The organism is Rhodococcus sp. WB9 (assembly GCF_007558985.1).
GTDB lineage: Bacteria > Actinomycetota > Actinomycetes > Mycobacteriales > Mycobacteriaceae > Rhodococcus_F > Rhodococcus_F opacus.
In genome coordinates this window covers 1,690,562-1,713,202 of the sequence record NZ_CP041769.1, presented here as the reverse complement: position 1 = coordinate 1,713,202, position 22,641 = coordinate 1,690,562, and the positions used below count along the sequence as shown (strand labels likewise).

Genomic DNA, 22,641 nt, shown 5'->3' with positions numbered 1-22,641 from the left:
CCCGCCGGTCGAAGTCACTCGCGGCCCAGCGACACCCAGGTCGGATCGGCTGTGCGCTCGCCGACGGTGAGATCCGCGAGCAGGTCCAGACGCGCGATCTGCCCTTCGGTCAGCGTGAGCGCGAGCGCGCCGGCGTTCTCCGTGACACGGGCCGCGAACCGGGTACCGGGAATCGACACGGACGGCAACCCGAACTCGCGGGCTTTCGCGTCCAGCCACGCCAGCGACACCTGGGCGGGCGTCGCGTCGAGTTCGGCAGCGACCTCGCGGACGACGTCGAGCACCTTCAGGTTCGCCGGCAGCGCATCGTCGCCGAAACGCGGGAACCGGCGACGCAGATCCTTGTCGCCCAGCGTGGCCGGGTCGTACGTTCCGGTGAGGAATCCCCGGCCCACCGGCGAGTACGGCACGAAGCCGATGCCGAGTTCCGCCGCCGCGGGAACCACGTGCTTCTCGACGTCGCGACTCCAGATGCTCCACTCGCTCTGGATCGCGGCGATGGGGTGCACGCGCGAGGCGCGACGCAACTCGTCGCCGGTCGCCTCCGACAGTCCGATGTTGCGGACCTTCCCGGCCTTCACCTGTTCCGCGATCGCACCGACGGTGTCCTCGATGGGCACCTCGGGGTCGACGCGGTGCAGGTAGTAGAGATCGACGGTGTCGACGCCGAGCCGGGACAGGGATTCGTCGAGGGCCTGCGCCACGTATTCGGGCTTGCCGTTGATGCTGCGCCGGCCGTTCGCGATGTTGCCGACGAGACCGAACTTGGTGGCCAGCTGCACCTCGTCGCGCCGTTCCTTCAGCACCGTGCCCACCGCGATCTCACTCGCGCCGTCGCCGTACACGTTGGCCGTGTCGATGAACGTCACTCCGATGTCGATGGCGTGGTGGAGGGTCGCGAGCGCCTCCGCGGCGTCGACGGGGCCGTACACGGGGGCGACGGACATGGCGCCGTAGCCCTGCGCGCTGACGGTGAAGCCTTCGGACAACTGCACGGTGGGGATGTTGGTCATGCGCCCCATCCTTCCCGAGCACCCCGACAGGTGCATCGTTTGGAATCGCGCTGATCGTGACCCGGCTGCCTCTACCCTGAAGGCATGGCATTCGACTGGTTCGAACTCGCCCGCATCGCCCACCGCGAGTTCGGTGCACGGGTCGCCGCGATCACCGACTGGTCGGCGCCGACACCGGACCGCGACTGGGACGTCACCCAGCTGGTGCGGCACGTCATCGAGGAACAGCAGTGGGTTCCCCCGCTGCTCGCCGGGAAGACGGTCGGCGAAGCGACCCCGGACATCGAGCCCCTGCACGGCGACATGCGGTCGGAATGGCAGCGGTACTCGGACGCGGCCATCCACGCGTGGTCGTCGACCGACCCGCGGACGCAGGTGCACCTGTCCTACGGCACGGTGCCGCTCGAGCCGTATCTGCGGCAGCAGATCGCCGACGTCACCATCCACGCATGGGACCTCGCCAAGGCCACCGGATCCGACGACACCCTCGACCCGCAACTCGTCGCCGGCGTCTGGTCGGATCTCGACGGCCAACGCGAGATGCTCTCCGAGAGCGGGCTGTTCGCCGACCCCGTCGACCTTCCCGACGACGCGCCGCTCCAGGATCGCCTGATCGCCCTCACCGGCCGCGATCCCCGGCAACGCATTTAACCAACCGCCGCCGAGGGTCCCGCCTACGCTGGGAGACATGAGTACCCCGGATCCCAAACCCCGCAGCCGCGACGTCACCGACGGATTGGAGAAGACCGCAGCGCGCGGAATGCTCCGTGCGGTGGGCATGGGCGACGACGACTGGGGAAAGTCCCAGATCGGCGTGGCGTCGTCGTGGAACGAGATCACCCCCTGCAACCTGTCGCTCGACCGGCTCGCGAAGGCCGTCAAGGACGGCGTCCACGCCGCGGGCGGGTACCCCCTCGAGTTCGGCACCATCTCCGTGTCCGACGGCATCTCGATGGGACACGAGGGCATGCACTTCTCCCTCGTCTCCCGTGAGGTGATCGCCGACAGTGTGGAAACGGTGATGCAGGCCGAACGCCTCGACGGATCGGTGCTGCTCGCCGGTTGCGACAAGTCGCTGCCCGGCATGCTGATGGCCGCGGCCCGCCTCGACCTCGCGAGCGTGTTCCTCTACGCCGGTTCGATCCTGCCGGGTGTCGCCAAAATGTCGGACGGCACCGAACGCGACGTCACCATCATCGACGCGTTCGAGGCGGTCGGCGCCTGCTCGCGCGGACTGATGAGCCGTGAGGACGTCGACGCCATCGAACGAGCCATCTGTCCCGGCGAGGGCGCGTGCGGCGGAATGTACACCGCGAACACCATGGCCAGTGCCGCCGAGGCACTCGGCATGTCGCTGCCCGGCAGCGCCTCCCCGCCCGCCACCGACCGTCGTCGCGACGGATTCGCGAGGCGCAGCGGTGAAGCCGTCGTCGAACTGCTCCGCCGCGGCATCACCGCCAGGGACATCCTCACCAAGGAGGCGTTCGAGAACGCCATCGCCGTGGTCATGGCGTTCGGCGGCTCCACCAACGCCGTCCTGCACCTGCTGGCGATCGCGAGCGAAGCGGATGTGGAACTGACCCTCGACGATTTCTCCCGCGTCGGCGCCCGCGTCCCGCACCTGGCGGACGTCAAACCGTTCGGCAAGCACGTGATGAAGGACGTCGACCACATCGGCGGCGTCCCCGTCATCATGAAGGCCCTGCTCGACGCCGGGATGCTGCACGGCGACTGCCTCACCGTCACCGGCAGGACCATGGCCGAGAACCTGTCGGCCATCGCCCCTCCCGACCCGGACGGCAAGGTGCTCCGCGCGATGAGCTCGCCCATCCACCCGACCGGGGGAATCACGATCCTCAAGGGTTCACTCGCCCCGGGCGGCGCGGTGGTGAAGTCGGCCGGGTTCGACTCCGACGTCTTCACCGGCACCGCCCGCGTCTTCGAACGGGAACGCGCCGCGATGGACGCCCTCGAGGACGGCACCATCACGAACGGCGACGTCGTGGTCATCCGCTACGAGGGCCCCAAGGGCGGACCCGGCATGCGCGAGATGCTCGCGATCACCGGCGCGATCAAGGGTGCCGGACTGGGCAAGGACGTCCTCCTGCTCACGGACGGCCGATTCTCCGGCGGCACCACGGGCCTGTGCGTCGGCCATGTGGCACCGGAGGCCGTCGACGGCGGTCCCATCGCGTTCGTCCGCGACGGCGACCAGATCCGACTGGACGTCGGGACGGGCACCCTCGAACTGCTCGTCGACGAGGAGGAACTCGCCGGCCGTAAGAACGGGTGGGAGCCTCTGCCCCCGCGCTACACCCGCGGGGTCCTGGCCAAGTACACGAAGCTCGTCGGCTCCGCCTCGGGCGGCGCCGTCTGCGGGTAGGCGCTTCGCGCCCGTGCGCCTTTCTGGTTGTCCTGGCTACCAAAAAGGCGCACGAGCCCGAAGGGCCTAGATGGGCCGGAACCCGGCGCCGGGACCGCCGCTCGCGTTCATGTCGGCGATGATCGAGTTGAGGTTGGTGCCGATCTCCGGGCCGATGCACGGTGCCGCGAGGTAGGCGTTGACCATGGCCACCAGGGTGGTGCCGACGACCATCGGTGCGCCCGAGTCACCCTCGATCACGCAGGCCTGGGTCCACGTCTCCCCCGTCTGCATGAGGTCGCCGTAGACGATGCCACAGGTGTTGCCCGTGGTGCGACCTTCCTTGCACGCCACCTGTGGGAAGGCTGCCGGTGCGCCGATGTTGGTGATGGTGACGCCGCCCACCCTGTTGACCGGGACGACCTTCGCCGGGTCGAACTGGATCACTGCGTAGTCGAGAACGGGGTTGGAGACGACGAACGTTCCGACGATTCCGCTGTCCTGGCTGGCTTCGGGCACCACGTAGGAGCCCGATTCACCGCAGTGGCCCGCTGTCAGGCCGACGAGCCGGCCGGCGTTGTCGTGTCCGATGGTGGTGAGTGAGCAGACGAGTTCGTCGTTCACTACGATCCCCGAACCGCCCCCCAAGACGGCGGCCGGAGCTGCTGTCGCGGACCCCGCCGCAACGAATCCCAGAATTCCCGCTGTCGCCGCAACAACCGCCGCGAATCGTTTCAACATTTTTCGAACCTTCCCGGATGAGCCCCGACGGCCGCGTGTCTCCCCATAAGAATCCCACCCCGCACAAGACCTGCGTGGGGGAATGCCGATGTAGAGACCGCGACCGTTGCCGACCCGGGCGCTACTCGACGGCGCCGAGCGCCTCCAGTGCTTTGCGGGCGTCCTCGAGTTGCCGGCTCAGCTCGTCCACCCGGGCCGCCGCGAGGTTGCGCGCCGCCACGATGATCGACTCGACGGCCTCGATCGCCGTCTCCTCCCCGAGTTCCCGGACGGCGCGCTCGACGGCGTCCGGCGAGACGGGGACGGCCTTGCCGGGACGCTTGGCTCCGTGCGCGACGGTGACACTCCAGTCGTTGTCGGCGCCGGCGTGGATGGTGACGCTGACTCCCGCGGGCACCTTCTTGCTGGTGCGTTTGGCCGGTACCGCGGCGGGTTTCGGGACCGCGGTGGCGGCGGGCGCAGGCGACGCGACGGTCTTGGCGGCCGGAGTCTTGGGGGCTGGGGTCTTGGGGGCGGGGGGCGGACCGGGTTCGATCTCCTGGTGCACGACCGGCGTCGCGGGAGCGGCGGGCGCGGGCGCAGACTTGGCGGCCGGAATTCGTCTCATCAGAAGCTCCTCCGCTTCGAAGGGGAGCTCGTCGTCGACGCCTTTGGGGCGGATCAAGAGCGTATTGCCTTGCACGGAGATAACTTTCGCCGAGGCTCCGGCCTCGAGCCCGAGGCTGGGCATCGCCTCGCGCAGATACACGGTGGCCCGCTTACCTTCCGCGATCGCGGCAGCGAGGGTCTCGAGATTCTCCGCGGTCAGGTGATCCGGTGCGGCGGCACCGGAACGTCTACGGGGCGGCATGCGCTGTCCTTTCTGGTCTGTCTCCTGGTTACGCTCGTGAGCACCGCAACTCTCGCACACCCCACCGACGGTTCCGCATCGGACGGGCTCGCACAGTGGCAGATTGAGGGGAATGGACGCACCGCGACCATGCGTGCGCATCGACCGTATCGAGAGGAACGACGTGACCTCGGAAGCACCGGAGAACGGCGACGAGACCGCAACGACGACGGAGATCTCACCGACCCTGCTCCGCGACGTCCAGGCCGATCTCGAGGAGTCGCTTCTGGGCGGGCCCCGCCGCTACACGCGGACCGAGATTGCCGATTTCGCGGGGGTATCCCTCGAACGGGCGGACCGCCTGTGGGTGTCGATGGGTTTCGCGGTCGACACCGATCCGGACGGCGTCATGTTCACCGAGGGGGACGCCGCCGCGTTGCGCACCATCGCGTCGCTCGTCGACCAGGGGATCATCTCACCGGAACGCGAAGTGGCGGCGGCTCGTGCTCTCGGCCAGTCGATGTCGCGGCTCGCCGAATGGCAGGTCTCGTTGATCAGCACCCACATCGTCGATCAACTCGCCGGGTCCGCGGGCAGCGACGAGCAGGCAATCCGGGAGCAGGTGCGCGAACTCACCGCCGAGATCCTTCCGGCGGTCGAGTCGTTGCAGGCGTACGTGTGGCGCAGGCACATCGCCTCGACCACCGGTCGCAACGTCGGGAATCCCGGCGAGGAGGTCGCGAGCCGGAAACTGGTGGTCGGCTTTGCGGACATCGTCGGGTACACGTCGTTGACCCGTCAGCTCGGCGCGCGGGAACTGAGCGACCTTCTGGAACGTTTCGAGTCGGCGTCGACGTCGGTCATCGGCCGCCATCGGGGGTGGGTGGTGAAGACGGTCGGCGACGAGGTGATGTTCGCCGTCGAGTCGCCGTCCGATGCGGCTGAGATCGCCCTGCAGCTGCAGGAGCAGGTTCTGCCGGACGAGGCGGACCCCGAACTGCGGGTAGGACTCGCGATGGGTCCGGTGCTCGTCCGGTTCGGCGACCTCTACGGCTCCGTCGTCAACACCGCGGCGCGACTCACCGGTTCGGCGCGTCCCGGCACGGTGCTGATCGACGAGGCGCTCGCCCACGAACTCGCCGACGCTCCCGGTTACTACCTCAAGCAGCTACGTCCACGACGTGTTCGAGGGATTCGACGACTCGAACAGTTCGTGCTGCGTCGAGACCGGGACGCCTAGCGACCGTCAGCTTCCGAAGGGAAGGGTTCCGGGCGGGATGGAGTATCCGCTGCTGCCGGCGGCGACGCCGCCCCAAGCACCGAGGAGCCAGTTGAGTGCATCAGTGATCATCGAGAAACCTTCCCACACCATTCATTCGATACGCGCGGCATCCGGTGCCGCGCGCACGTGCCACGATAAAGACGACGCGCGGAGCTGTCGACGTCACAATGCCTGAGCAGGCGGTATCTCGAGGAGCGTCGGCTTCGCGGGACCGGCGCCGACCTGGGCGGCGCGTGCGGCGAGGAAGTCGTCGACGATCTGCTCACACGCGGTCCGTCCCAGCGGGGTCAGGGTCGCGAGCCGGGTGAAGACGAGTGGTCCGATGAGTTGGGCGAGAGCGAGGTCGTAGTCGAATTCGCCGAGGCGTTCGGCCGCCTCGGGTGTGCCGAAGACCTGGTCGAACGCCGCCCGGTACTGCTCGACGATGGTCTGCCTCAGCGTCCGCAGTTCCGGTTTGTCCGACTCGACAGCGGCCGCGCTCGAGTAGTCGTCCAACGCGGGGCCCATACCGAGCCAGCACATGGCCGTCACGTTCATGGGCGCACTCTCGATGAGTTTCGCCTGACTGACCATCAGCTCGACCAGCCGGTCGCGGAGGTCGCCGTCGGCGGACACGGTCGGCGCGGGTGGGAGCAACCGCCCGAACGCCGCGGCGACCAGTTCGGTGCCATTGCCGAAATGCCGGTAGAGCGTGGCCCGAGCCACGTTCGCCAGCTTGGTGACGGCGTCGATCGTCACGGCGTCGGTGCCACCCTTTGCGAGAAGAGTTGTCGCGGCGTCGAGAAGTCTCGCGCGAGAGCGCTGCCTGCGGGGATCCTGCTCGGTCATCTGCACCGCCCGTTCCTGCCACTGCCGCACCTCTTGTGAACTACCAGTCTACCAACGATACTGACAGTCTCGTTACTTCCACGGAGGGATTACATCGTGCGCTCTCGGGACTCCGCACCACCGCAGGACACCGAACAGAGCAACACCACCGGCTGGACCCTTCGGCAGATCTGGATGCTGACCGTCGCGTGCTGCGCGGTCGCACTCGTCGTTGCGGCGATGGCCGCACTGAACACCGCCCTGCCCGACCTCGCCCGCGACACCGGCGCCAGCCAGAGCCAGCTCACCTGGATCGTCGACGGCTACACCCTCACCCTCGCCGCACTCCTGCTTCCCGCCGGCGCACTCGGCGACCGCTACGGCCGCCGCGGTCTCCTCATGTTCGGACTGCTGATCTTCGGCCTGGGTGCCGCCATTCCGATCCTGAACGACAGCCCGGAGTGGATCATCGGGTCCCGCGCGGTCGCCGGCATCGGCGCGGCCTTCGTGATGCCGGCGACGCTGTCGCTGCTCACCGCCGGTTTTCCACTGTCCCAGCGCGGCCGGGCCGTCGGCATCTGGTCGGGTGTCGCCGGGTCGGGCGCGATCGCCGGACTGCTGGTCTCGGGACTGCTGCTCGAACAGTGGTCGTGGAAGGCGATCTTCGTGAGCCTCGCCGTGGTGTCCGGCCTCCTCTTCCTCACCGGATTCACCATCACCTCCTCACGCCAGACCGACCAGGCGCCGCTCGACCTTCCCGGCACCGTGACGATCGCGGCGGCGGTGGGCCTGTTCGTGCTCGGCACGATCGAGGCGCCGCACCGCGGCTGGCTGGACCCTGCCGTCGTCGGACTCATGGCGGGTGGCGTCGCCGCCGCGGTGGCGTTCGCGCTCGTCGAGTTGCGCCGCGAGCATCCGCTCCTCGACGTCCGACTCTTCGCCAACCGCGCCTTCGGGTCGGGGTCGATGTCGTTGCTGATGCAGTTCCTCGCCATCCTCGGGCTCTTCTTCTTCGCGGTGCAGTACCTGCAACTGGTCCTGAGCTACTCGCCGCTGGAGTCGGCGCTCGCGCTCGCCCCCATCGCGGTACCCGTGATGATGCTGTCCGCGGGGATGCCGTTCGTCCTCCCCTATGTCGGCCTCCGCCCGTTGCTGTCCGTCGGCGCCGCGATTCTCGGTGTCGGAATCCTTCTGATGGTCCGGCTCGACGAGTACTCGAGTTACCCCCAGGTGGCTCTGCCGCTGGTCGTGGCCGCGTTCGGCATCGGCCTGTGCACGGCACCCGCCACCACCGCAATCGTGCAGAACACTCCCGATGAGAAACAGGGAGTGGCGTCCGCGGTCAACGACACGGCACGCGAGATCGGGGCGGCGATCGGCGTCGCACTGGCAGGCAGCATCCTGGCCGCGGGGTACGGCAGGCACGTCCAGCCGGCCGTCGATGCCGTCCCCGACCTCGCGAAGGAGCCCGTGTCGAGTTCCCTGGCCGCCGCGCTGCACGTCGCCCAGTCGGCGGGCCCGCAGGGCGAGCAGCTGGCGAGCTTCGCCCGGAAAGCGTTCCTCGAGGGAATGGACGAGGCGTCCATCGCCCTGGCCTGCGTGTGCTTTGCGTCCGCGGTCGTGCTCGCGGTGTGGGCGCCGGGCCGGAAAGGGTCGTCTCCGGCGCCGCGGAAGGACGAGGAACTGGCCGACGTCGACTGAGCGGACGTTGCCCTTGTGACCGCCGTCATTGTATCGTTCAGTATCAGTTACTGAATGTCACAGTTAGTTGACCGCCTAGTCACAGAACAAGGGGTAGTGATGACCGCATCGATCGTCGTCTCCGACCGCGAAGAGACCGCCCAGCGCTTGCTGGCGTCGTCGGCACGCAAGTCCTACGACCCGATGGTCGAGGTCGACTGGGAAGCACCGATCCCCGACGACAAGTTCGGTCTCACCCCCGAGTGGAGCACGCTCTACGGCACCGCCCTCTGGGACGAAATGACCGAAGAACAGAAGATCGAGCTCACCAAGCACGAGGCCGCCAGCGTGTCCAGCGTCGGACTGTGGTTCGAGATCCTGCTCATGCAGATGCTCCTGCGCGACGTGTACGGCCGCGACAAGCACTCGCGCCACGTCCAGTTCGCGCTCACCGAGGTGGCCGACGAATGCCGCCACTCGGTGATGTTCGCCCGCGCCGGTGAACGCCTCAACATGCCGAGCTACGGACCGCACCCCGCGATCCACAAGCTCGGACGCATCTGGGGTGGCTTCTTCCGGGGCGCGAACGCGTACGCCAGCGTGATGGCCGCCGAGGAGATCCTCGACATGATGCAGCGCGACTTCATGAAGGACGAGCGCGTGCAGCCCGTCACCCGCACGGTCAGCAAGATCCACGTCCTCGAAGAGGCCCGCCACATCCGCTTCGCCCGCGAAGAGGTCGGCCGCCGCATCGAGGGCGCCAGCTGGGCTCGGCTGCAGTTCGAGCGGCTCAACACCGCGGTGGTCGTGTACTTCGTGATGAAGAGCATGATCCGCAAGGACGTGTATGCGAATGCCGGACTCGACCCGGAGCGGGCCGCCGCCGAGGCCAAGAACAACCAGCACTACAAGGACACCGTTCGCACGTCCGGTTCCAAGTTGATGCAGTTCCTCGATGGCGTCGGCCTCGTCGGCGGCCCGTCCAAGCGCCTCTACAAGAGGGTCCACCTCCTCTGAATCATGTGGGGACGTGGTCCAGGTAGGACACACCGGTCGAGGTGATCTCGAGTACGCGGGCGGACGGAATGTCGAAGAACATTCCCGCGACGCGTACTCGACCCTCGGCCGCCGCAGCGCCGACGAGGGGATGGCGCCCGAGGGTTTGCACCTGGACCGCCACATTCACCATGCCCAGCTGGTCGACCTCGTCGAATCCGAGTTCGGCCGCTGCCCGTGCCACCGGATGACCGCTGAGGAACGCGTTCCGGCTCGGCTGCGCGAACGTCAGCCACTGTTCGACGGCGTCGCGATCGGACCCGTCGGTGTCGGTCGGTGCACTCGCGAGCACGGCCTTCATCGCGCCGCAGCCGGAGTGGCCGCACACGATCACCGAGCTGACCTCGAGTTCGTCGAGGGCGAAGGCCAGTCCCGCCTCGACCGACACGTCCTGCTTTCCGGTGGGGACGAGATTGCCCACGTTGCGCACCGTGAACAGGTCCCCCGGACCGCTGCTGGTGATCACGTTCGGCACGATGCGTGAATCGGAGCAGGTGAGGAACAACGAGTCGGGGCGCTGCCCGTCCCGCAGTTCGTCGAGGTGCGGGAGCAGCTGAGCCGCGTTCCGCCGGTGATACTCCGACACTCCCGCGAGGACCGGTCGAAGTGCCGCCGGTGTGGTGGTGGAGTTCTCGGCGTCGGTGTGCCGCGGCTGCCAACTCTTCCACGGGGCGAACCCGCGGGAGCTCACCACGCCGATGCCGCGCCTGGGCGGCGACGCGCCGACGGCGTCCATGTCGACGGGACCGAGCGCGTCGATCACGACCGTTCCACCGTTCCGCTCGTGGTGACGCTTCCAGTCGTCGATCGCCTCGAACATGGCGTGGTCGAGGAAGTCGACCGCCAGTTCCACGGTGACGTGCGCGCCCTCGGGCACCTTCGCGAGGATCCCCGTCAACGCCGGCATGGACAGGAAGCTGCACGACCCCTCGACGGTCACGCGCCACCGCCCGGAATCCTCGGAGCCGACAGGTTCGGCCCGCATCTTGGGGTGGATGACCCGCCACAACAGCAGGACCACCGCGAGTGCAAGGCCGATGATCACACCCTCGAGCAGGTTCAGGAAGACCACGCCGGCCACGGTCACGCCGTACACCCACAGGTCGCCGGTGCGCCGGGCCGTCCGCAGATGAGCCATTTTGACGAGCTGGATGCCGATCACGATGAGGAGGCCGGCCAGTGCTGCCATCGGGATCTGCTCGACGAGTCCGGTGAGCAGCGCGGCGAAGACGAGGATCCACACGCCGTGCAGCACGGCGGACGCCCGGGTGCGCGCCCCGGCGGCCACGTTGGTGGAACTGCGCACGATCACACCGGTGACCGGCAGACCGCCGATGAGACCCGAGAGCATGTTGGCCGAGCCCTGACCGACGAGTTCACGGTTGAACTCCGAACGCGTGCCGCCGTGCATCTTGTCGACGGAGACCGCGGACAACAGGCTCTCGACGCTCGCGATCAGCGCGACCGTGAGTACGCCGGTGGCCACTGCGAGCCACGGGCCGTCCGGCATCGAAGGCAGTGCCACGGCGTCGAACAGGGAGCCGTCCAACGTGATTCGATCGATGTCGAGTGGGAGGACAAGGGACAGAACGGTGGCGGCGACGACGGCGACCAGCGGGCCGGGGAGCACCTGCAGCTTGCCGGGGATCTTCTTCCAGAACAGCAGGACGGCGATGACCACCGATCCCACGAGCACGTCGCCGTAGCGGGCGGACGTCAGCTGGCCGGGGAGCTGAGTGATGTTCTCGACGGTCGAGCTGTGCGAGCTGCCACCGAGTAGGACGTGAATCTGCTGGAGGGCGATCGTGATTCCGATGCCGGCCAGCATGGCGTGGACCACGACCGGCGCGATGGCCAGGGCCGCACGGGCAATTCTACTGAGCCCGAAGATGATTTGAAGGAATCCGGCTGCGACGGTGATCGCGCATGTGGCCTTCCAGCCGAATGTGGCGACCAATTCTGCTACCACCACGGTCAATCCGGCGGCAGGACCGCTGACCTGGAGTGGTGAGCCACCGATGGAACCCGCCACCACACCGCCGACGATCGCCGCGATGAGCCCCGCCATGATCGGGGCGTCGGACGCGATCGCGATACCGAGCGACAGTGGCAGTGCGACGAGGAAGACGACGAGCGACGCGGGCAGGTCGTATCGCGCGTTATCTCGCAACCTTTCGCCGAGGGTCGGTCCGGGGGCGGGTGCACCGGATGGGGGTGCTTTCTCGTTCTCGAGGATCGACATGTCGTCACCTTACGGGCGGAGAACGACGAAACGCCCGAAACGGACGTGATCTTGTGGCATGTGTCACTGCGGCAGCACTTTTCGCCCAGGTGAATCGAAACCTAGTGGACAACAGTCCATTACATGAAACTTAAAGTACACAAAGTTCACCACATCCATCCTCGCACCGTGAGACGTGCCGGTCACCGAGGAAAACGGTGACCGGCACGGCCGGTCGGACCTAGACGGACGTGGGCACGACGACCAGTGCCCAGACGAACATGGGGGCCGACAACACGATCAGACCGCAGTAGGCGAGCATCTTGCGCTGGAAGCGGCCCTTGTCCTCGACCTGTGCGTTGGCGAGCACCATCACGCCGTTCGTCGAGAACGGGCTGACGTCGACCACCGTCGCGGAGAATGCCAGGGCCGCGACGAATCCCACGGCCCCCACCTCACCCATCGCGAGCATCGGCGCGGCGAGGGGCAACGCGATGCCGAGTGTACCGATCGACGATCCGAACGCGGAGATGATCGCGACCGCGTAGCAGAGGATCAGCGCGGTCAGCAACGGCGATCCGAGCGCCGACGCCGCATCGCCGAGGAAGTCGAGCGTGCCGTTCTGCGTCATGACCGCCATGTAGGTGAGCATCCCGCACACGAGTACCACGGCAGGCCACGCCACGTTGTCGATGACCTTGGGGTGCGACTTGGGCGCCATCAGCAGCAGCACCGCGCTGATGCAGATCGAGCTGACACCGACGTCGATTCCGAACGCGACCGACCCGACGACGAGGAACCCGATGCCGGCGAGCGTCGCGAACCGGCACCGGTTCATCGTCACCGGCTTCACGCCTTCGTGGATCAGCGCTTCCTCGATGACCTCGCGATCGGTGAGAGTCGCGGTGTTCCCGCCCGGGCCGTTGCCCGACGCCACTCCCCCGGACGGCCGGCGCGAGGAACCGCCGAATCCTCCGCCGTCGGGTGTCTCCTCGACGGGGCGGGGAGTACGGCGACCGATCAGGTCGAGGCCGTAGATCAGGAACAGCACTATCGCGATGGCCAGGTTGAGAACGAACGGCAGAGCGAACAGGACCAGCGGATTCGCTCCGACGCCGCTCGAGTCCATCAGCCCGTTGATGAACGCGCCGTAGAGATTGATGGGCGAGAACGCGCAGGCCAGGGCGCCGTGGCTGATGACCATACCCATCAGGAACGGGTTGATCTTGTTCTTGGCCGCGAGGGGCATCGCGATGGGGGCGAGCATCCCGACCGCGAGGACGGACCCGAGGGCCATCAGCAGTCCCGACAGCAGGAACATCATCCACAGGATCGCCCACCGCCTGCCGCGCACGAGTCGGAGCGAGGCTTCGATGACGAGGTCGATGGTCCCGTTCGTCTTGGCTATGGCGAACAGCAGCGTGATGCCGCCGACAATGATGAACGTGCTGCCGGGGAAGGCGTCGATGATGTCCTCGACCGGGATCCCGGACACCCAGCCGCCGATGACGAACGCTCCGGCGAACGCGAGGATGCCCATGTTGATCGGGGTGAGTGTCGCCACTGTGAAGATCGCGATCAGAGCGACGATGGAGATTGTGTAGACCATGGTCGGCCTTTCGGGGTGAGTTCGCAGATCACACTGCGGTGAGGGGCCGAGCTTGTGCCAGAGCGTGTTTGACGGTGTCGACGGCGAGGCCGAGGGCCTGCTGATCGATCCCCGTGTCGATGTCGTGCGCGTGCAGGTGCGCGACCAGTTCCTCGGTGGCGAGGTTGCCGTGGGCGCCGGGCGCGAACGGGCAGCCTCCGTACCCGCCGATGGCGCTGTCGAAGTGCCTGATGCCGAGCTGCCGGTGCGCGGCGATCACGGTGCCCAGGGCCTGACCGTGCGCATTGTGGAGGTGCAGGCTCAGTTCGATGTCGGGGAGGGCGTCGCGTACCGCCCCGGCCGATGCGAGCACCTGCTCGGTGGTGGCCGTTCCGAGCGTGTCGGCCAGCCCGAGCCGGCGCACACCCATCGCGGCCATCGCGCTCGCCACCCGCACCAGCGTGGCGGGGGCGATGATGCCCTCGAACGGACAGACGAACGCGGTCGACACACCTCCGAGGAAACTCCGGTCCGGGTACTTCTGCAATGCCTCGGCGAGTCCGTGCAGCGCCTCGTCCGGGTTCCGGCCCGTGTTCGCCGTGCTGTGCCCGGCACTGGCGGACGTCACGACCTGGATCTCGTCGATGGCGGTCGCGATCGCACGGTGTACTCCGCGCGGGTTGAGTGCCAGAGCGCTGTACGTGACGGACGGGTCGGTGCGGGGCAGACGGGCGATGACGTCGTCGGCGTCCGCCATCTGCGGGACACGCGTGGGCGAGACGAACGATGCCGCTTCGATGTGCTTCACACCGGCGGCGACGAGGGCGTCCGCGACCGCGATCTTGTGGTCGATGGAGACGACGACATCCTCGTCCTGCAGTCCGTCTCGCAGCACGACATCCGTTATAGTGACTGACATTTCAATCTCCTCCGATTCAGATGACGTTGCGAGAGCGGTAGTCGTCGAGCTGATCACCCGACAGATTCAGCAATCCGCCGAGGATCTCGTCGGTGTGCTCACCCAGTTCGGGGCCGGCCCAGCGGATCTGCGTGGGTTCGCCGTCGAGCTGCGGGACCACTCCCGGGAAGCGCACCTCTTCGGGTTCCCCGTCTACGGACACTTTCAGGCTCTGCAGCATGCCGCGAGCGTTGTAGTGCTCGTCGTCGGCGATCTGCACGGCGTCGTAGACCTCGCCGACGGGCACACCGGCGGCGCCGAGTTCGGCGACGACGTCGCGGGGGTGACGCACCGACGTCCACGACGAGATGGCCTCGTCGAGTTCGGCTTCACGACGGAATCGCTGATCCCCGTCGGCCAGTTCCGGGTCGTCAGCGAGATCGCCGCGACCCACGGCCTGCATCAACCGGCCGAACACGCCACTCGAGTTTCCGGCGATCATGACGGAGCCACCGTCACACGGATAGACGCCACTGGGCACCACGCCGGGCAGATTGCCCGCGGTCCGTTCTCGGACCATGCCGTACGCGTCGTAGTCGGGAACGAGGGATTCCATCGCCATGAACACCGATTCGTACAGGGCCACGTCCGCGACGCGCGGGGTCGAGTGATCGCCCTGCCTCGCCTTGGCCAGCAACATCATCAGGGCGCCGATCGCGCCGTGCAGTCCGGCGAGCGTGTCGGCGATGGGGGCGGCGGCCCGGACCGATTGACGGTCCGGATAGCCGGTGACGTGCCGCAATCCGCCGAAGGCCTCGGCGACGCCCCCGAATCCGGTGCGCTCCCGGTACGGGCCGGTCTGCCCGTAGCCGGAGATCCGGACGAGCACGATGTCAGGGTTGGCGGCCGTCAGCTGGTCGGGCCCGATCCCCCACCGCTCGAGCGTTCCGGGACGGAAGTTCTCGATGACGACATCCGACTTCCGGGCGAGGTCGAGAATGATCGCGCGACCCACGTCGGTCCGGAGGTCGAGAGTGACCGACCGCTTGTTGCGCGCGATGGTGCGGAACATCATCGACGTCGCGCCGCGGCGGCGTCGCCAGCCCCGCAGTTCGTCGCCGACGCCCGGGCGCTCGATCTTGACGACCTCGGCGCCGAAGTCGGCGAATATGCGGCTCGCCATGGGGGCTGCGATGAAGTTGCCGAGCTCCAGCACACGGATGCCGTGCAGTGGGCCGTTCTCTGGGACCTGCATGTGAGAGTTCTCCCTCGTCGATCTGTACTGGATGACGACTGGGCTCCTACCTGCTAATTCTCATTATTTGGCAGTTAGATTCCCGTCTGATAAGAATGACGGTAGTGGTAGCAGTCACAATTGGCAATGCCCGAAGTCCGCGCCACACGACAATGGACGACGGGACGTTGCGGAATGCAGCAGGAATCCGCTGCTCGACAGGAGGAGAACACGGTGAGAGAACCACACGTCGTTGCGATCGATGGACGTTCGCCGCGCGCGGAGAAGACCACGTGGGTCGCGCCGACCGCCGCGGTGATCGGCGCCGCAACACTCGGCGCGGAGACCAGCGTCTGGTACGGCGCTGTGCTGCGTGCCGATTGCGATTCCATCACCCTCGGCGAGGGCAGCAACATTCAGGACGGAGTGGCCGTTCACGTCGATCCGGGTTTCCCCGTCGTCGTCGGCCGGGACGTCAGTGTGGGGCACAACGCCGTCCTGCACGGCTGCACCGTGGGGGACGGCGCCCTCGTGGGCATGGGAGCCACCGTCCTCAACGGAGCGGTGATCGGCGAGCAGTCGCTGGTCGCCGCCGGCGCGCTGGTACTCGAGGGCACTCGAATTCCGCCGCGCTCACTCGTCGCCGGCGTGCCCGCCAAGGTGCGTCGCGAACTGACCGCCGACGAGGTAGCCCACAACGCCGCCAACGCCGCGGTCTACCGTCAACTGGCGCAGCAACATCGGTCGGCGGACGTCACCACGTTCGACATCGCCTGAGCGAGTCAGTCGCCCGGAACGGATTTCTCGATCTGCCGCGCGGCAGCGACGACTGCGCGGCCCATCGACGCACCCAGGTTCTCCCCCATCCGCCCCTCGGGACCCGACACGCACACGGCAGCCACGATCTCGCCGTGCCTGCGGACCGGCGCACTGATGGACGCGGATCCCGGTGTGCGTTCCGAAACCGACACCCACCAACCCGATTTCACGGCTTCGGGGTCTGCCTCCCAGTCTCCGGACAGCACGTGGCCGCTCGACCCCTGCGGTAGCGGTACCAACGTTCCGACGGGCAACGCCACCCGCAGTTCGTGCTGGGAATCGACGCTCGCGGCGCAGAGACGCGATTCGCCCCGGCGAACCCACAACTGCGCGGATTCCCCTGTCGCCTCGCTCAATTCCCGCAGCGCCGGAATCGCCAGGTCGCTCAACGCCGTGGTGACGAATCGCTGACCCAGGTAGAAGCGGCCTTCCTGATCCTTGCGCAGGAGGCCGTGCTTGACCATGTCGGTCGCCAGCCGGTACGTGGTCGACAGGGACAGGTCGAGTTCACGGGCGAGGTCGCTCGCGCCCATCGGGCTCGACTCGACGACGTCGAGGATCGCCACCGCGCGGGCGAGCACTCCGACGCCGATCTCACTCCGCGCAACCATCGCAGTCCATTTCTATTGCCCCATTGAAGTATTCAGATTGTATAGGAAAGCGGCGCGCGACCGTCCGCATCCCGTCGATGCGGCTAGTTACCCGGGTGCCGGTTGACGGCGGGATCGGGGGCCGGTTACCTCTGTGCCAGGCATTCGCCACTCCCCCGGTGCGCAGTCGCACGCACATCCCGGGTATCCGAAAACCCTTGCAAGGAAAGGCACCATCATGACGATCGAGCAGACTCTCACCGACAAGGAACGCCTGGCAGGTCTCGACCTCGGCCAGCTCGAGCAGCTGGTCGGGCTCGTCGAGTACGACGGCACCCGCGACCCGTTCCCGGTCAGCGGCTGGGACGCCGTCGTCTGGGTGGTCGGCAACGCCACCCAGACCGCCCACTACTTCCAGTCCGCGTTCGGGATGACCCTCGTCGCCTACTCCGGACCCACCACCGGCAACCGCGACCACCACAGTTTCGTCCTCGAATCCGGGGCCGTCCGCTTCGTCATCAAAGGCGCCGTGAACCCGGACAGCCCCCTGATCGAGCAGCACCGCACCCACGGCGACGGCGTCGTCGACATCGCCCTCGCCGTCCCCGACGTCGACAAATGCATCGTCCACGCCCGCGCCCAGGGCGCCACCGTCCTCGACGAACCCCACGAGGTGACCGACGAGCACGGCACCGTCCGCCTCGCCGCGATCGCCACCTACGGCGACACCCGCCACACCCTCGTCGACCGCAGCAACTACACCGGCCCCTACCTGCCCGGCTACATCGCCCGCACGTCGTCGCACACCAAACGCGACGGCGCCCCAAACGCCTGTTCCAGGCCCTCGACCACGTCGTCGGCAACGTCGAACTCGGCAAGATGGACCACTGGGTCGACTTCTACAACCGGGTCATGGGGTTTACCAACATGGCCGAATTCGTCGGCGAGGACATCGCCACCGACTACTCCGCGCTGATGAGCAAAGTCGTCTCCAACGGCAACCACCGGGTCAAGTTCCCGCTCAACGAACCCGCCATCGCCAAGAAACGGTCGCAGATCGACGAATACCTCGACTTCTACCGCGGACCCGGCGCCCAGCACCTGGCGCTGGCCACCAATGACATCCTCACCGCCGTCGACCAGCTCACCGCCGAGGGCGTCGAATTCCTGGCCACCCCCGACTCCTACTACGAGGACCCCGAACTGCGGGCCCGGATCGGCAACGTCCGCGCCCCCATCGCCGAACTGCAGAAACGCGGCATCCTCGTCGACCGCGACGAAGACGGCTACCTGCTGCAGATCTTCACCAAACCCCTCGTCGACCGCCCCACCGTGTTCTTCGAACTCATCGAACGCCACGGCTCCCTCGGCTTCGGCATCGGCAACTTCAAAGCCCTCTTCGAAGCCATCGAACGCGAACAAGCCGCCCGCGGAAACTTCTGAGCGGGCGGCAGTGCAGCGGGCGAGAGGTGGCGGGTCCGTTACCCGGGGTCAGCGCACCCGCGGGGTCTTCCGCGTGCTCACGGCGATGCGATTCCACGCGTTGATCGTGAGCACCAGCGAGATGAGCTGCGCCAGTTCCGTCTCCTCGAAGTACTCCTCCGCCTCCTCGTACACCGAGTCGGGGACGAAGCCGTCGGTCAGCACGGTGATCGCCTCGGCGAGCGCGAACGCGGCACGCTCCTTGTCGGTGTACAGCCCGTGCGCCTCCTCCCACGCGCCCAGCAGGTACAGCTTCTGTTCGCTGATACCGATCTTGCGGGCATCGGCGGTGTGCATGTCGATGCACCACGCACAGTGATTGATCTGGGAGCAACGGGTGAGCACCAGCTCGACCAGCTCCGGGTCGAGGCCCTGCCGTGCCGCGGCGTCGAGGGCGATCATCGCCTTGTAGACGGCGGGGGCCTTGCGTGCGAGGTCGACGCGGGTCTTGCGCTCTGTTGTGGTCATACGAGAACAGTAAGCGCGAAATAGCCCATCTGTATGGTTCACTTCCTGCATGGAATCTTGGGCCAATTCAGGTCTGGGCCGCGACCTCCATCTCGACCTCACCGCGTCCGGCGGCGGACGGGCGCCGGGGGTGCGCGCGAACCTGGTTTCCGCTCTGCGCGAGTCGATTCGATCGGGACGGCTCGTCGCCGGCACCACCCTCCCGCCGTCCCGCACCCTGGCCCTCGACCTCGGCATCGCCCGCAACACCGTCGCCGAGGCGTACTCCGAACTCGTGGCCGAGGGCTGGCTCACCGCCCGGCAGGGGTCGGGGACCCGGGTTGCCGATCGGGCAGGCGAGCCGGCCCGGCGTCCGCACACCCGCTCCACGGCCGCGCCCCGACCGGCGTTGAGCCTGATGCCCGGTTCACCCGACGTCGGGGAGTTTCCGCGTGCCGCCTGGACGGCGTCGGCCCGTCGGGCGCTCACCGCGGCGCCCAACGACGCGTTCGGACCGGGTGATCCGCGCGGACGCCCCGAACTTCGTCACGCCCTCGCCGAATATCTTTCTCGCGCACGAGGAGTGCGCACCGATCCCGAGCGCATCGTGGTCAGTGCGAGCTCGGGGCACGGACTGTGGTTGCTCGCCCGCGCCGTGAAGGGACCGATCGCCGTCGAGGGGTACGGGCTGCATCTGCATCGCGAACTTCTCGGCGACGCCGGCGTCTCCACCATTCCCCTGCAGCTCGATACCCGCGGAGCACAGCCCCCGGATACGAGGGGCCGGCAACTGTCGGCGGCGTTGCTCACCCCGGCTCATCAATTCCCCACCGGTGGGCCGCTCCATCCTGGCAGGAGAACAGCTTTCGTGGAATGGGCACGTGCGACGGGGGCGATCGTGATCGAGGACGATTACGACGGGGAGTTCCGGTACGACCGCCAGCCCGTCGGCGCCCTGCAGGGTCTGGCCCCGGACGAGGTGGCCTACCTGGGCACCGTGAGCAAGACCCTCTCCCCCGCGATCCGCGTGGGATGGATGGTGCTGCCGGAACGCCTGATCGACGACGTCCTGGCAGTCAAGGGCGGATACGAGAGATGGGTCAGCGCGACGGACCAGCTCACCCTGGCCGACTTCATCGAGAGGGGCGCATTCGACCGGCACGTCCGCAGGATGCGCACCCTCTACCGCCGCCGGCGCGACACCCTCGCCGACACCCTCGCCGCCCGCGCACCACACGTGCACGTCACCGGCATCGCGGCCGGTTTGCACGCCGTCCTCGAACTTCCCGACGGAACCGAGGCGGCCACCGTCGACCGGGCCGCGACCCTCGGCCTCGCGGTGGCGGGTCTGCGCACGTTCCGTCATCCGGACGGTCCCGCTGACCGGCCCGACGGACTCGTCGTCGGCTACAGCACGCCGTCGTCCGCGCGTTTCCCGGCCACGCTCGACGCCCTGTGCCGCGCGCTGCCCACTCCGTGAGCAGAATTTCCTACGGGACTGGTCGGAATGCGTGTCGTGCGGTTACAGTCTGATCCGTGACCGAATCCGGCGTGATCGACTCAGGTGAGCTGCTGACGCGGCGTCGCCACGTCGATTTCGCACTGGTGTGTACCTCGGGGTGTCCGATCTCCTGATCGGACCCGCCCCGGCGTGACGTTTCTCCACGCCGGGTTCTTCCTGCACACCCTCGTTTTCGAAGGATTCGCACTGTCATGACCACTGCATCCGTTTCGCACCTCACGTCCGTCATCGACGCCACCCGCGACGCCGTTTCCCAGGATTCCGCGAACGCTCACGTCGTCTTCCGCGCCTCCGCGCAGGCGCGCGACGCCGTCGCGAGCACCGTCACGCTCGGCAAGTACAGCGTCGAGGTGGACGAGCCGCCGGCGCTCGGCGGCGACAATTCGGCCGCAAATCCCGTGGAGTACTACCTCGCTTCACTGCTCTCCTGCCAGGTGGTGACGTACCGCTTCTGGGCCGAGAAGCTCGGTGTCCGCGTCGACGACATCTCGGCGCGCGCGGAGGGTGACCTCGACGTGCGCGGGTTCTTCGGCTTCGACGACGCCGTCCGTGCCGGGTTCGGCGAAGTGCGCGTCGTCGTGACGCTGACCGGGCCGGAATCGCGGGAGCGCTACCTCGAACTGCAGGAGGCGGTGGATGCGCACTGCCCCGTCCTCGACCTGACCCGCAATCAGACCCCGGTCAGCACCGTGGTCGAAACACACAGCAACGACAACTGATTCACCACATCCACCTCACCGAATCTGGAGTACCCCACTCGTGACCGAGAGCATCGATCCCACCGTCAACTGGTCGTTCGAGACCAAGCAAATCCACGCCGGGCAGACGTCCGACACGACCACCAAGGCGCGGGCGCTGCCGATCTACCAGACCACCTCGTACACGTTCGACAGCACCGATCACGCTGCCGCGCTGTTCGGTCTGGCCGAGCCGGGCAACATCTACACCCGCATCATGAACCCCACGCAGGACGCGGTCGAGCAGCGCATCGCTGCGCTCGAGGGCGGCGTCGCCGCCCTGCTGCTGTCCTCCGGACAGGCCGCGGAAACCTTTGCGGTGCTGAACCTCGCGGAGGCAGGCGACCACATCGTCTCCAGCCCGTACCTGTACGGCGGCACCTACAACCTCTTCCACTACACGCTGCCCAAGCTCGGCATCGAGGTGTCGTTCGTCGAGGACCCGGACGACCTCGAGCAGTGGCGCGGCGCCGTCCGCCCGAACACCAAGGCGTTCTACGGCGAGACGATCGCCAATCCGAAGAACCACATCCTGGATATCCCGGGAATCTCGAAGGTCGGCCACGACAACGGGATCCCGCTGATCGTCGACAACACGGTAGCCACGCCGTACCTGCTGCAACCGTTGAAGCACGGCGCGGACATCGTGGTGCATTCGGCCACCAAGTACCTCGGCGGTCACGGCACGGCGATCGCCGGTGTCATCGTCGACGGCGGCACGTTCGACTGGACCCGGGGCCGCCACGGCAACTTCACCACCCCGGACCCGAGCTACCACGGTGTCGTCTTCGCGGACCTCGGCGCCCCGGCCTACGCGCTGAAGGCGCGCGTGCAGCTGCTCCGCGACCTCGGTTCGGCGGTCGCCCCGTTCAACGCGTTCCTCATCGCGCAGGGCATCGAGACCCTCAGCCTGCGCGTGGAGCGGCACGTCGCCAACGCCCAGAAGGTGGCGGAGTTCCTCGAGGCCCGCCCGGAGGTCACGTCCGTGGCGTACGCGGGTCTGCCGTCCTCGCAGTGGCACGAGCGCGCACGGCAGCTCACCCCGAAGGGTCCGGGCGCGATCGTGACGTTCGAACTGGCCGGCGGCATCGACGCGGGCAAGAAGTTCGTCAACGCGCTCACCCTGCACAGCCACGTCGCGAACATCGGCGACGTGCGCTCGCTGGTGATCCACCCGGCGTCCACCACGCACTCGCAGCTGACCCCGGAGGAGCAGCTCGCCGCCGGTGTGACTCCCGGACTGGTCCGGCTCGCCGTCGGCATCGAGGGTATCGACGACATCCTCGCCGACATCGAGACCGGATTCACCGCAGCCGCAGTCTGATCCGATGCC

At 67.6% G+C, this 22,641-nt stretch carries 19 protein-coding genes and 1 pseudogene; 10 read left to right on the top strand and 10 right to left on the bottom strand.

Annotated features, from left to right (window positions below):
- Positions 1 to 14: 14 nt before the first annotated feature.
- The gene (locus FND50_RS08185) at positions 15 to 1,013 is read right to left on the bottom strand and encodes an aldo/keto reductase (protein WP_007297918.1); all 999 of its coding nucleotides are present in this window, start codon (positions 1,011 to 1,013) and stop codon (positions 15 to 17) included.
- An 84-nt stretch (positions 1,014 to 1,097) separates the two neighbouring features.
- On the opposite strand from FND50_RS08185, the gene FND50_RS08180 reads away from it, so the two are divergent.
- Both FND50_RS08180 and ilvD read left to right on the top strand, forming a co-directional pair.
- Positions 1,098 to 1,664, top strand: a complete 567-nt coding sequence (locus FND50_RS08180; protein WP_144285401.1) for a TIGR03086 family metal-binding protein — start codon at positions 1,098 to 1,100, stop codon at positions 1,662 to 1,664.
- Between the two features lie 37 nt (positions 1,665 to 1,701).
- A complete protein-coding gene (gene ilvD / locus FND50_RS08175; protein ID WP_005561902.1) occupies positions 1,702 to 3,396 on the top strand; it encodes a dihydroxy-acid dehydratase in 1,695 nt (564 codons plus the stop codon).
- A gap of 66 nt (positions 3,397 to 3,462) precedes the next feature.
- Here the strand turns inward: ilvD and FND50_RS08170 are convergent, their stop codons facing one another.
- Entirely contained in the window at positions 3,463 to 4,116 is a 654-nt protein-coding gene (locus tag FND50_RS08170) for a S1 family peptidase (RefSeq protein ID WP_005255921.1), read from the bottom strand.
- Positions 4,117 to 4,237: 121 nt separating this feature from the next.
- Complete coding sequence (locus FND50_RS08165; protein ID WP_144285400.1) at positions 4,238 to 4,966, bottom strand: DUF6319 family protein; 729 nt, start codon at positions 4,964 to 4,966, stop codon at positions 4,238 to 4,240.
- A 163-nt stretch (positions 4,967 to 5,129) separates the two neighbouring features.
- Here FND50_RS08165 and FND50_RS08160 point away from each other — a divergent pair, with 163 nt between their 5' ends.
- The gene (locus tag FND50_RS08160) at positions 5,130 to 6,185 is read left to right on the top strand and encodes an adenylate/guanylate cyclase domain-containing protein (protein ID WP_144285399.1); all 1,056 of its coding nucleotides are present in this window, start codon (positions 5,130 to 5,132) and stop codon (positions 6,183 to 6,185) included.
- A gap of 204 nt (positions 6,186 to 6,389) precedes the next feature.
- On the opposite strand, the gene FND50_RS08155 is transcribed toward FND50_RS08160, so the two are convergent.
- Positions 6,390 to 7,061 carry a TetR/AcrR family transcriptional regulator gene (locus FND50_RS08155; protein ID WP_144285398.1) on the bottom strand — a complete coding sequence of 224 codons (672 nt, stop codon included), beginning with the start codon at positions 7,059 to 7,061 and terminating at the stop codon, positions 6,390 to 6,392.
- A gap of 90 nt (positions 7,062 to 7,151) precedes the next feature.
- On the opposite strand from FND50_RS08155, the gene FND50_RS08150 reads away from it, so the two are divergent.
- Positions 7,152 to 8,735, top strand: a complete 1,584-nt coding sequence (locus FND50_RS08150) for an MFS transporter (RefSeq protein ID WP_144285397.1) — start codon at positions 7,152 to 7,154, stop codon at positions 8,733 to 8,735.
- Positions 8,736 to 8,834: 99 nt separating this feature from the next.
- Entirely contained in the window at positions 8,835 to 9,731 is an 897-nt protein-coding gene (locus FND50_RS08145) for a diiron oxygenase (RefSeq protein ID WP_005255915.1), read from the top strand.
- 1 nt (position 9,732) lies between these two features.
- Here the strand turns inward: FND50_RS08145 and FND50_RS08140 are convergent, their stop codons facing one another.
- From FND50_RS08140 to FND50_RS08125, 4 genes are all read right to left on the bottom strand, one after another.
- Complete coding sequence (locus FND50_RS08140; protein ID WP_144285396.1) at positions 9,733 to 12,012, bottom strand: bifunctional SulP family inorganic anion transporter/carbonic anhydrase; 2,280 nt, start codon at positions 12,010 to 12,012, stop codon at positions 9,733 to 9,735.
- A 220-nt stretch (positions 12,013 to 12,232) separates the two neighbouring features.
- Positions 12,233 to 13,600 carry an SLC13 family permease gene (locus FND50_RS08135; protein WP_144285395.1) on the bottom strand — a complete coding sequence of 456 codons (1,368 nt, stop codon included), beginning with the start codon at positions 13,598 to 13,600 and terminating at the stop codon, positions 12,233 to 12,235.
- Between the two features lie 28 nt (positions 13,601 to 13,628).
- The gene (locus tag FND50_RS08130) at positions 13,629 to 14,498 is read right to left on the bottom strand and encodes a hydroxymethylglutaryl-CoA lyase (RefSeq protein ID WP_144285394.1); all 870 of its coding nucleotides are present in this window, start codon (positions 14,496 to 14,498) and stop codon (positions 13,629 to 13,631) included.
- A 16-nt stretch (positions 14,499 to 14,514) separates the two neighbouring features.
- The gene (locus FND50_RS08125; RefSeq protein ID WP_144285393.1) at positions 14,515 to 15,732 is read right to left on the bottom strand and encodes a CaiB/BaiF CoA-transferase family protein; all 1,218 of its coding nucleotides are present in this window, start codon (positions 15,730 to 15,732) and stop codon (positions 14,515 to 14,517) included.
- Between the two features lie 213 nt (positions 15,733 to 15,945).
- Here FND50_RS08125 and FND50_RS08120 point away from each other — a divergent pair, with 213 nt between their 5' ends.
- Complete coding sequence (locus tag FND50_RS08120) at positions 15,946 to 16,488, top strand: gamma carbonic anhydrase family protein (RefSeq protein ID WP_186301254.1); 543 nt, start codon at positions 15,946 to 15,948, stop codon at positions 16,486 to 16,488.
- Positions 16,489 to 16,493: 5 nt separating this feature from the next.
- Here the strand turns inward: FND50_RS08120 and FND50_RS08115 are convergent, their stop codons facing one another.
- A complete protein-coding gene (locus tag FND50_RS08115) occupies positions 16,494 to 17,141 on the bottom strand; it encodes an IclR family transcriptional regulator (RefSeq protein ID WP_005243949.1) in 648 nt (215 codons plus the stop codon).
- Positions 17,142 to 17,358: 217 nt separating this feature from the next.
- Here FND50_RS08115 and hppD point away from each other — a divergent pair.
- A pseudogene (gene hppD, locus FND50_RS08110) lies at positions 17,359 to 18,563 on the top strand (4-hydroxyphenylpyruvate dioxygenase).
- A 48-nt stretch (positions 18,564 to 18,611) separates the two neighbouring features.
- Here the strand turns inward: hppD and FND50_RS08105 are convergent.
- Positions 18,612 to 19,070 carry a carboxymuconolactone decarboxylase family protein gene (locus tag FND50_RS08105; RefSeq protein ID WP_007298154.1) on the bottom strand — a complete coding sequence of 153 codons (459 nt, stop codon included), beginning with the start codon at positions 19,068 to 19,070 and terminating at the stop codon, positions 18,612 to 18,614.
- A gap of 49 nt (positions 19,071 to 19,119) precedes the next feature.
- On the opposite strand from FND50_RS08105, the gene FND50_RS08100 reads away from it, so the two are divergent.
- The 3 genes from FND50_RS08100 to FND50_RS08090 all read left to right on the top strand — a co-directional run bounded on the left by FND50_RS08100 (position 19,120) and on the right by FND50_RS08090 (position 22,632).
- A complete protein-coding gene (locus FND50_RS08100; protein WP_144285391.1) occupies positions 19,120 to 20,529 on the top strand; it encodes a PLP-dependent aminotransferase family protein in 1,410 nt (469 codons plus the stop codon).
- Between the two features lie 233 nt (positions 20,530 to 20,762).
- The gene (locus FND50_RS08095; RefSeq protein ID WP_144285390.1) at positions 20,763 to 21,290 is read left to right on the top strand and encodes an OsmC family protein; all 528 of its coding nucleotides are present in this window, start codon (positions 20,763 to 20,765) and stop codon (positions 21,288 to 21,290) included.
- A gap of 40 nt (positions 21,291 to 21,330) precedes the next feature.
- On the top strand, positions 21,331 to 22,632 hold the full coding sequence (locus FND50_RS08090) for a bifunctional o-acetylhomoserine/o-acetylserine sulfhydrylase (protein WP_144285389.1): 1,302 nt from the start codon (positions 21,331 to 21,333) through the stop codon (positions 22,630 to 22,632).
- The last annotated feature ends 9 nt before the right edge of the window (positions 22,633 to 22,641 follow it).

What these genes read in the sequence shown, in the direction of transcription:
- FND50_RS08100 (WP_144285391.1), top strand. Translation starts at nt 19,120, where the DNA reads ATGGAATCTTGGGCCAATTCAGGTCTGGGCCGCGACCTCCATCTCGAC.
- FND50_RS08185 (WP_007297918.1), bottom strand. Translation starts at nt 1,013, where the DNA reads ATGACCAACATCCCCACCGTGCAGTTGTCCGAAGGCTTCACCGTCAGC.
- FND50_RS08130 (WP_144285394.1), bottom strand. Translation starts at nt 14,498, where the DNA reads ATGTCAGTCACTATAACGGATGTCGTGCTGCGAGACGGACTGCAGGAC.
- FND50_RS08125 (WP_144285393.1), bottom strand. Translation starts at nt 15,732, where the DNA reads ATGCAGGTCCCAGAGAACGGCCCACTGCACGGCATCCGTGTGCTGGAG.
- FND50_RS08180 (WP_144285401.1), top strand. Translation starts at nt 1,098, where the DNA reads ATGGCATTCGACTGGTTCGAACTCGCCCGCATCGCCCACCGCGAGTTC.
- ilvD (WP_005561902.1), top strand. Translation starts at nt 1,702, where the DNA reads ATGAGTACCCCGGATCCCAAACCCCGCAGCCGCGACGTCACCGACGGA.
- FND50_RS08135 (WP_144285395.1), bottom strand. Translation starts at nt 13,600, where the DNA reads ATGGTCTACACAATCTCCATCGTCGCTCTGATCGCGATCTTCACAGTG.
- FND50_RS08165 (WP_144285400.1), bottom strand. Translation starts at nt 4,966, where the DNA reads ATGCCGCCCCGTAGACGTTCCGGTGCCGCCGCACCGGATCACCTGACC.
- FND50_RS08115 (WP_005243949.1), bottom strand. Translation starts at nt 17,141, where the DNA reads ATGGTTGCGCGGAGTGAGATCGGCGTCGGAGTGCTCGCCCGCGCGGTG.
- FND50_RS08095 (WP_144285390.1), top strand. Translation starts at nt 20,763, where the DNA reads ATGACCACTGCATCCGTTTCGCACCTCACGTCCGTCATCGACGCCACC.
- FND50_RS08145 (WP_005255915.1), top strand. Translation starts at nt 8,835, where the DNA reads ATGACCGCATCGATCGTCGTCTCCGACCGCGAAGAGACCGCCCAGCGC.
- FND50_RS08170 (WP_005255921.1), bottom strand. Translation starts at nt 4,116, where the DNA reads ATGTTGAAACGATTCGCGGCGGTTGTTGCGGCGACAGCGGGAATTCTG.
- FND50_RS08140 (WP_144285396.1), bottom strand. Translation starts at nt 12,012, where the DNA reads ATGTCGATCCTCGAGAACGAGAAAGCACCCCCATCCGGTGCACCCGCC.
- FND50_RS08105 (WP_007298154.1), bottom strand. Translation starts at nt 19,070, where the DNA reads ATGACCACAACAGAGCGCAAGACCCGCGTCGACCTCGCACGCAAGGCC.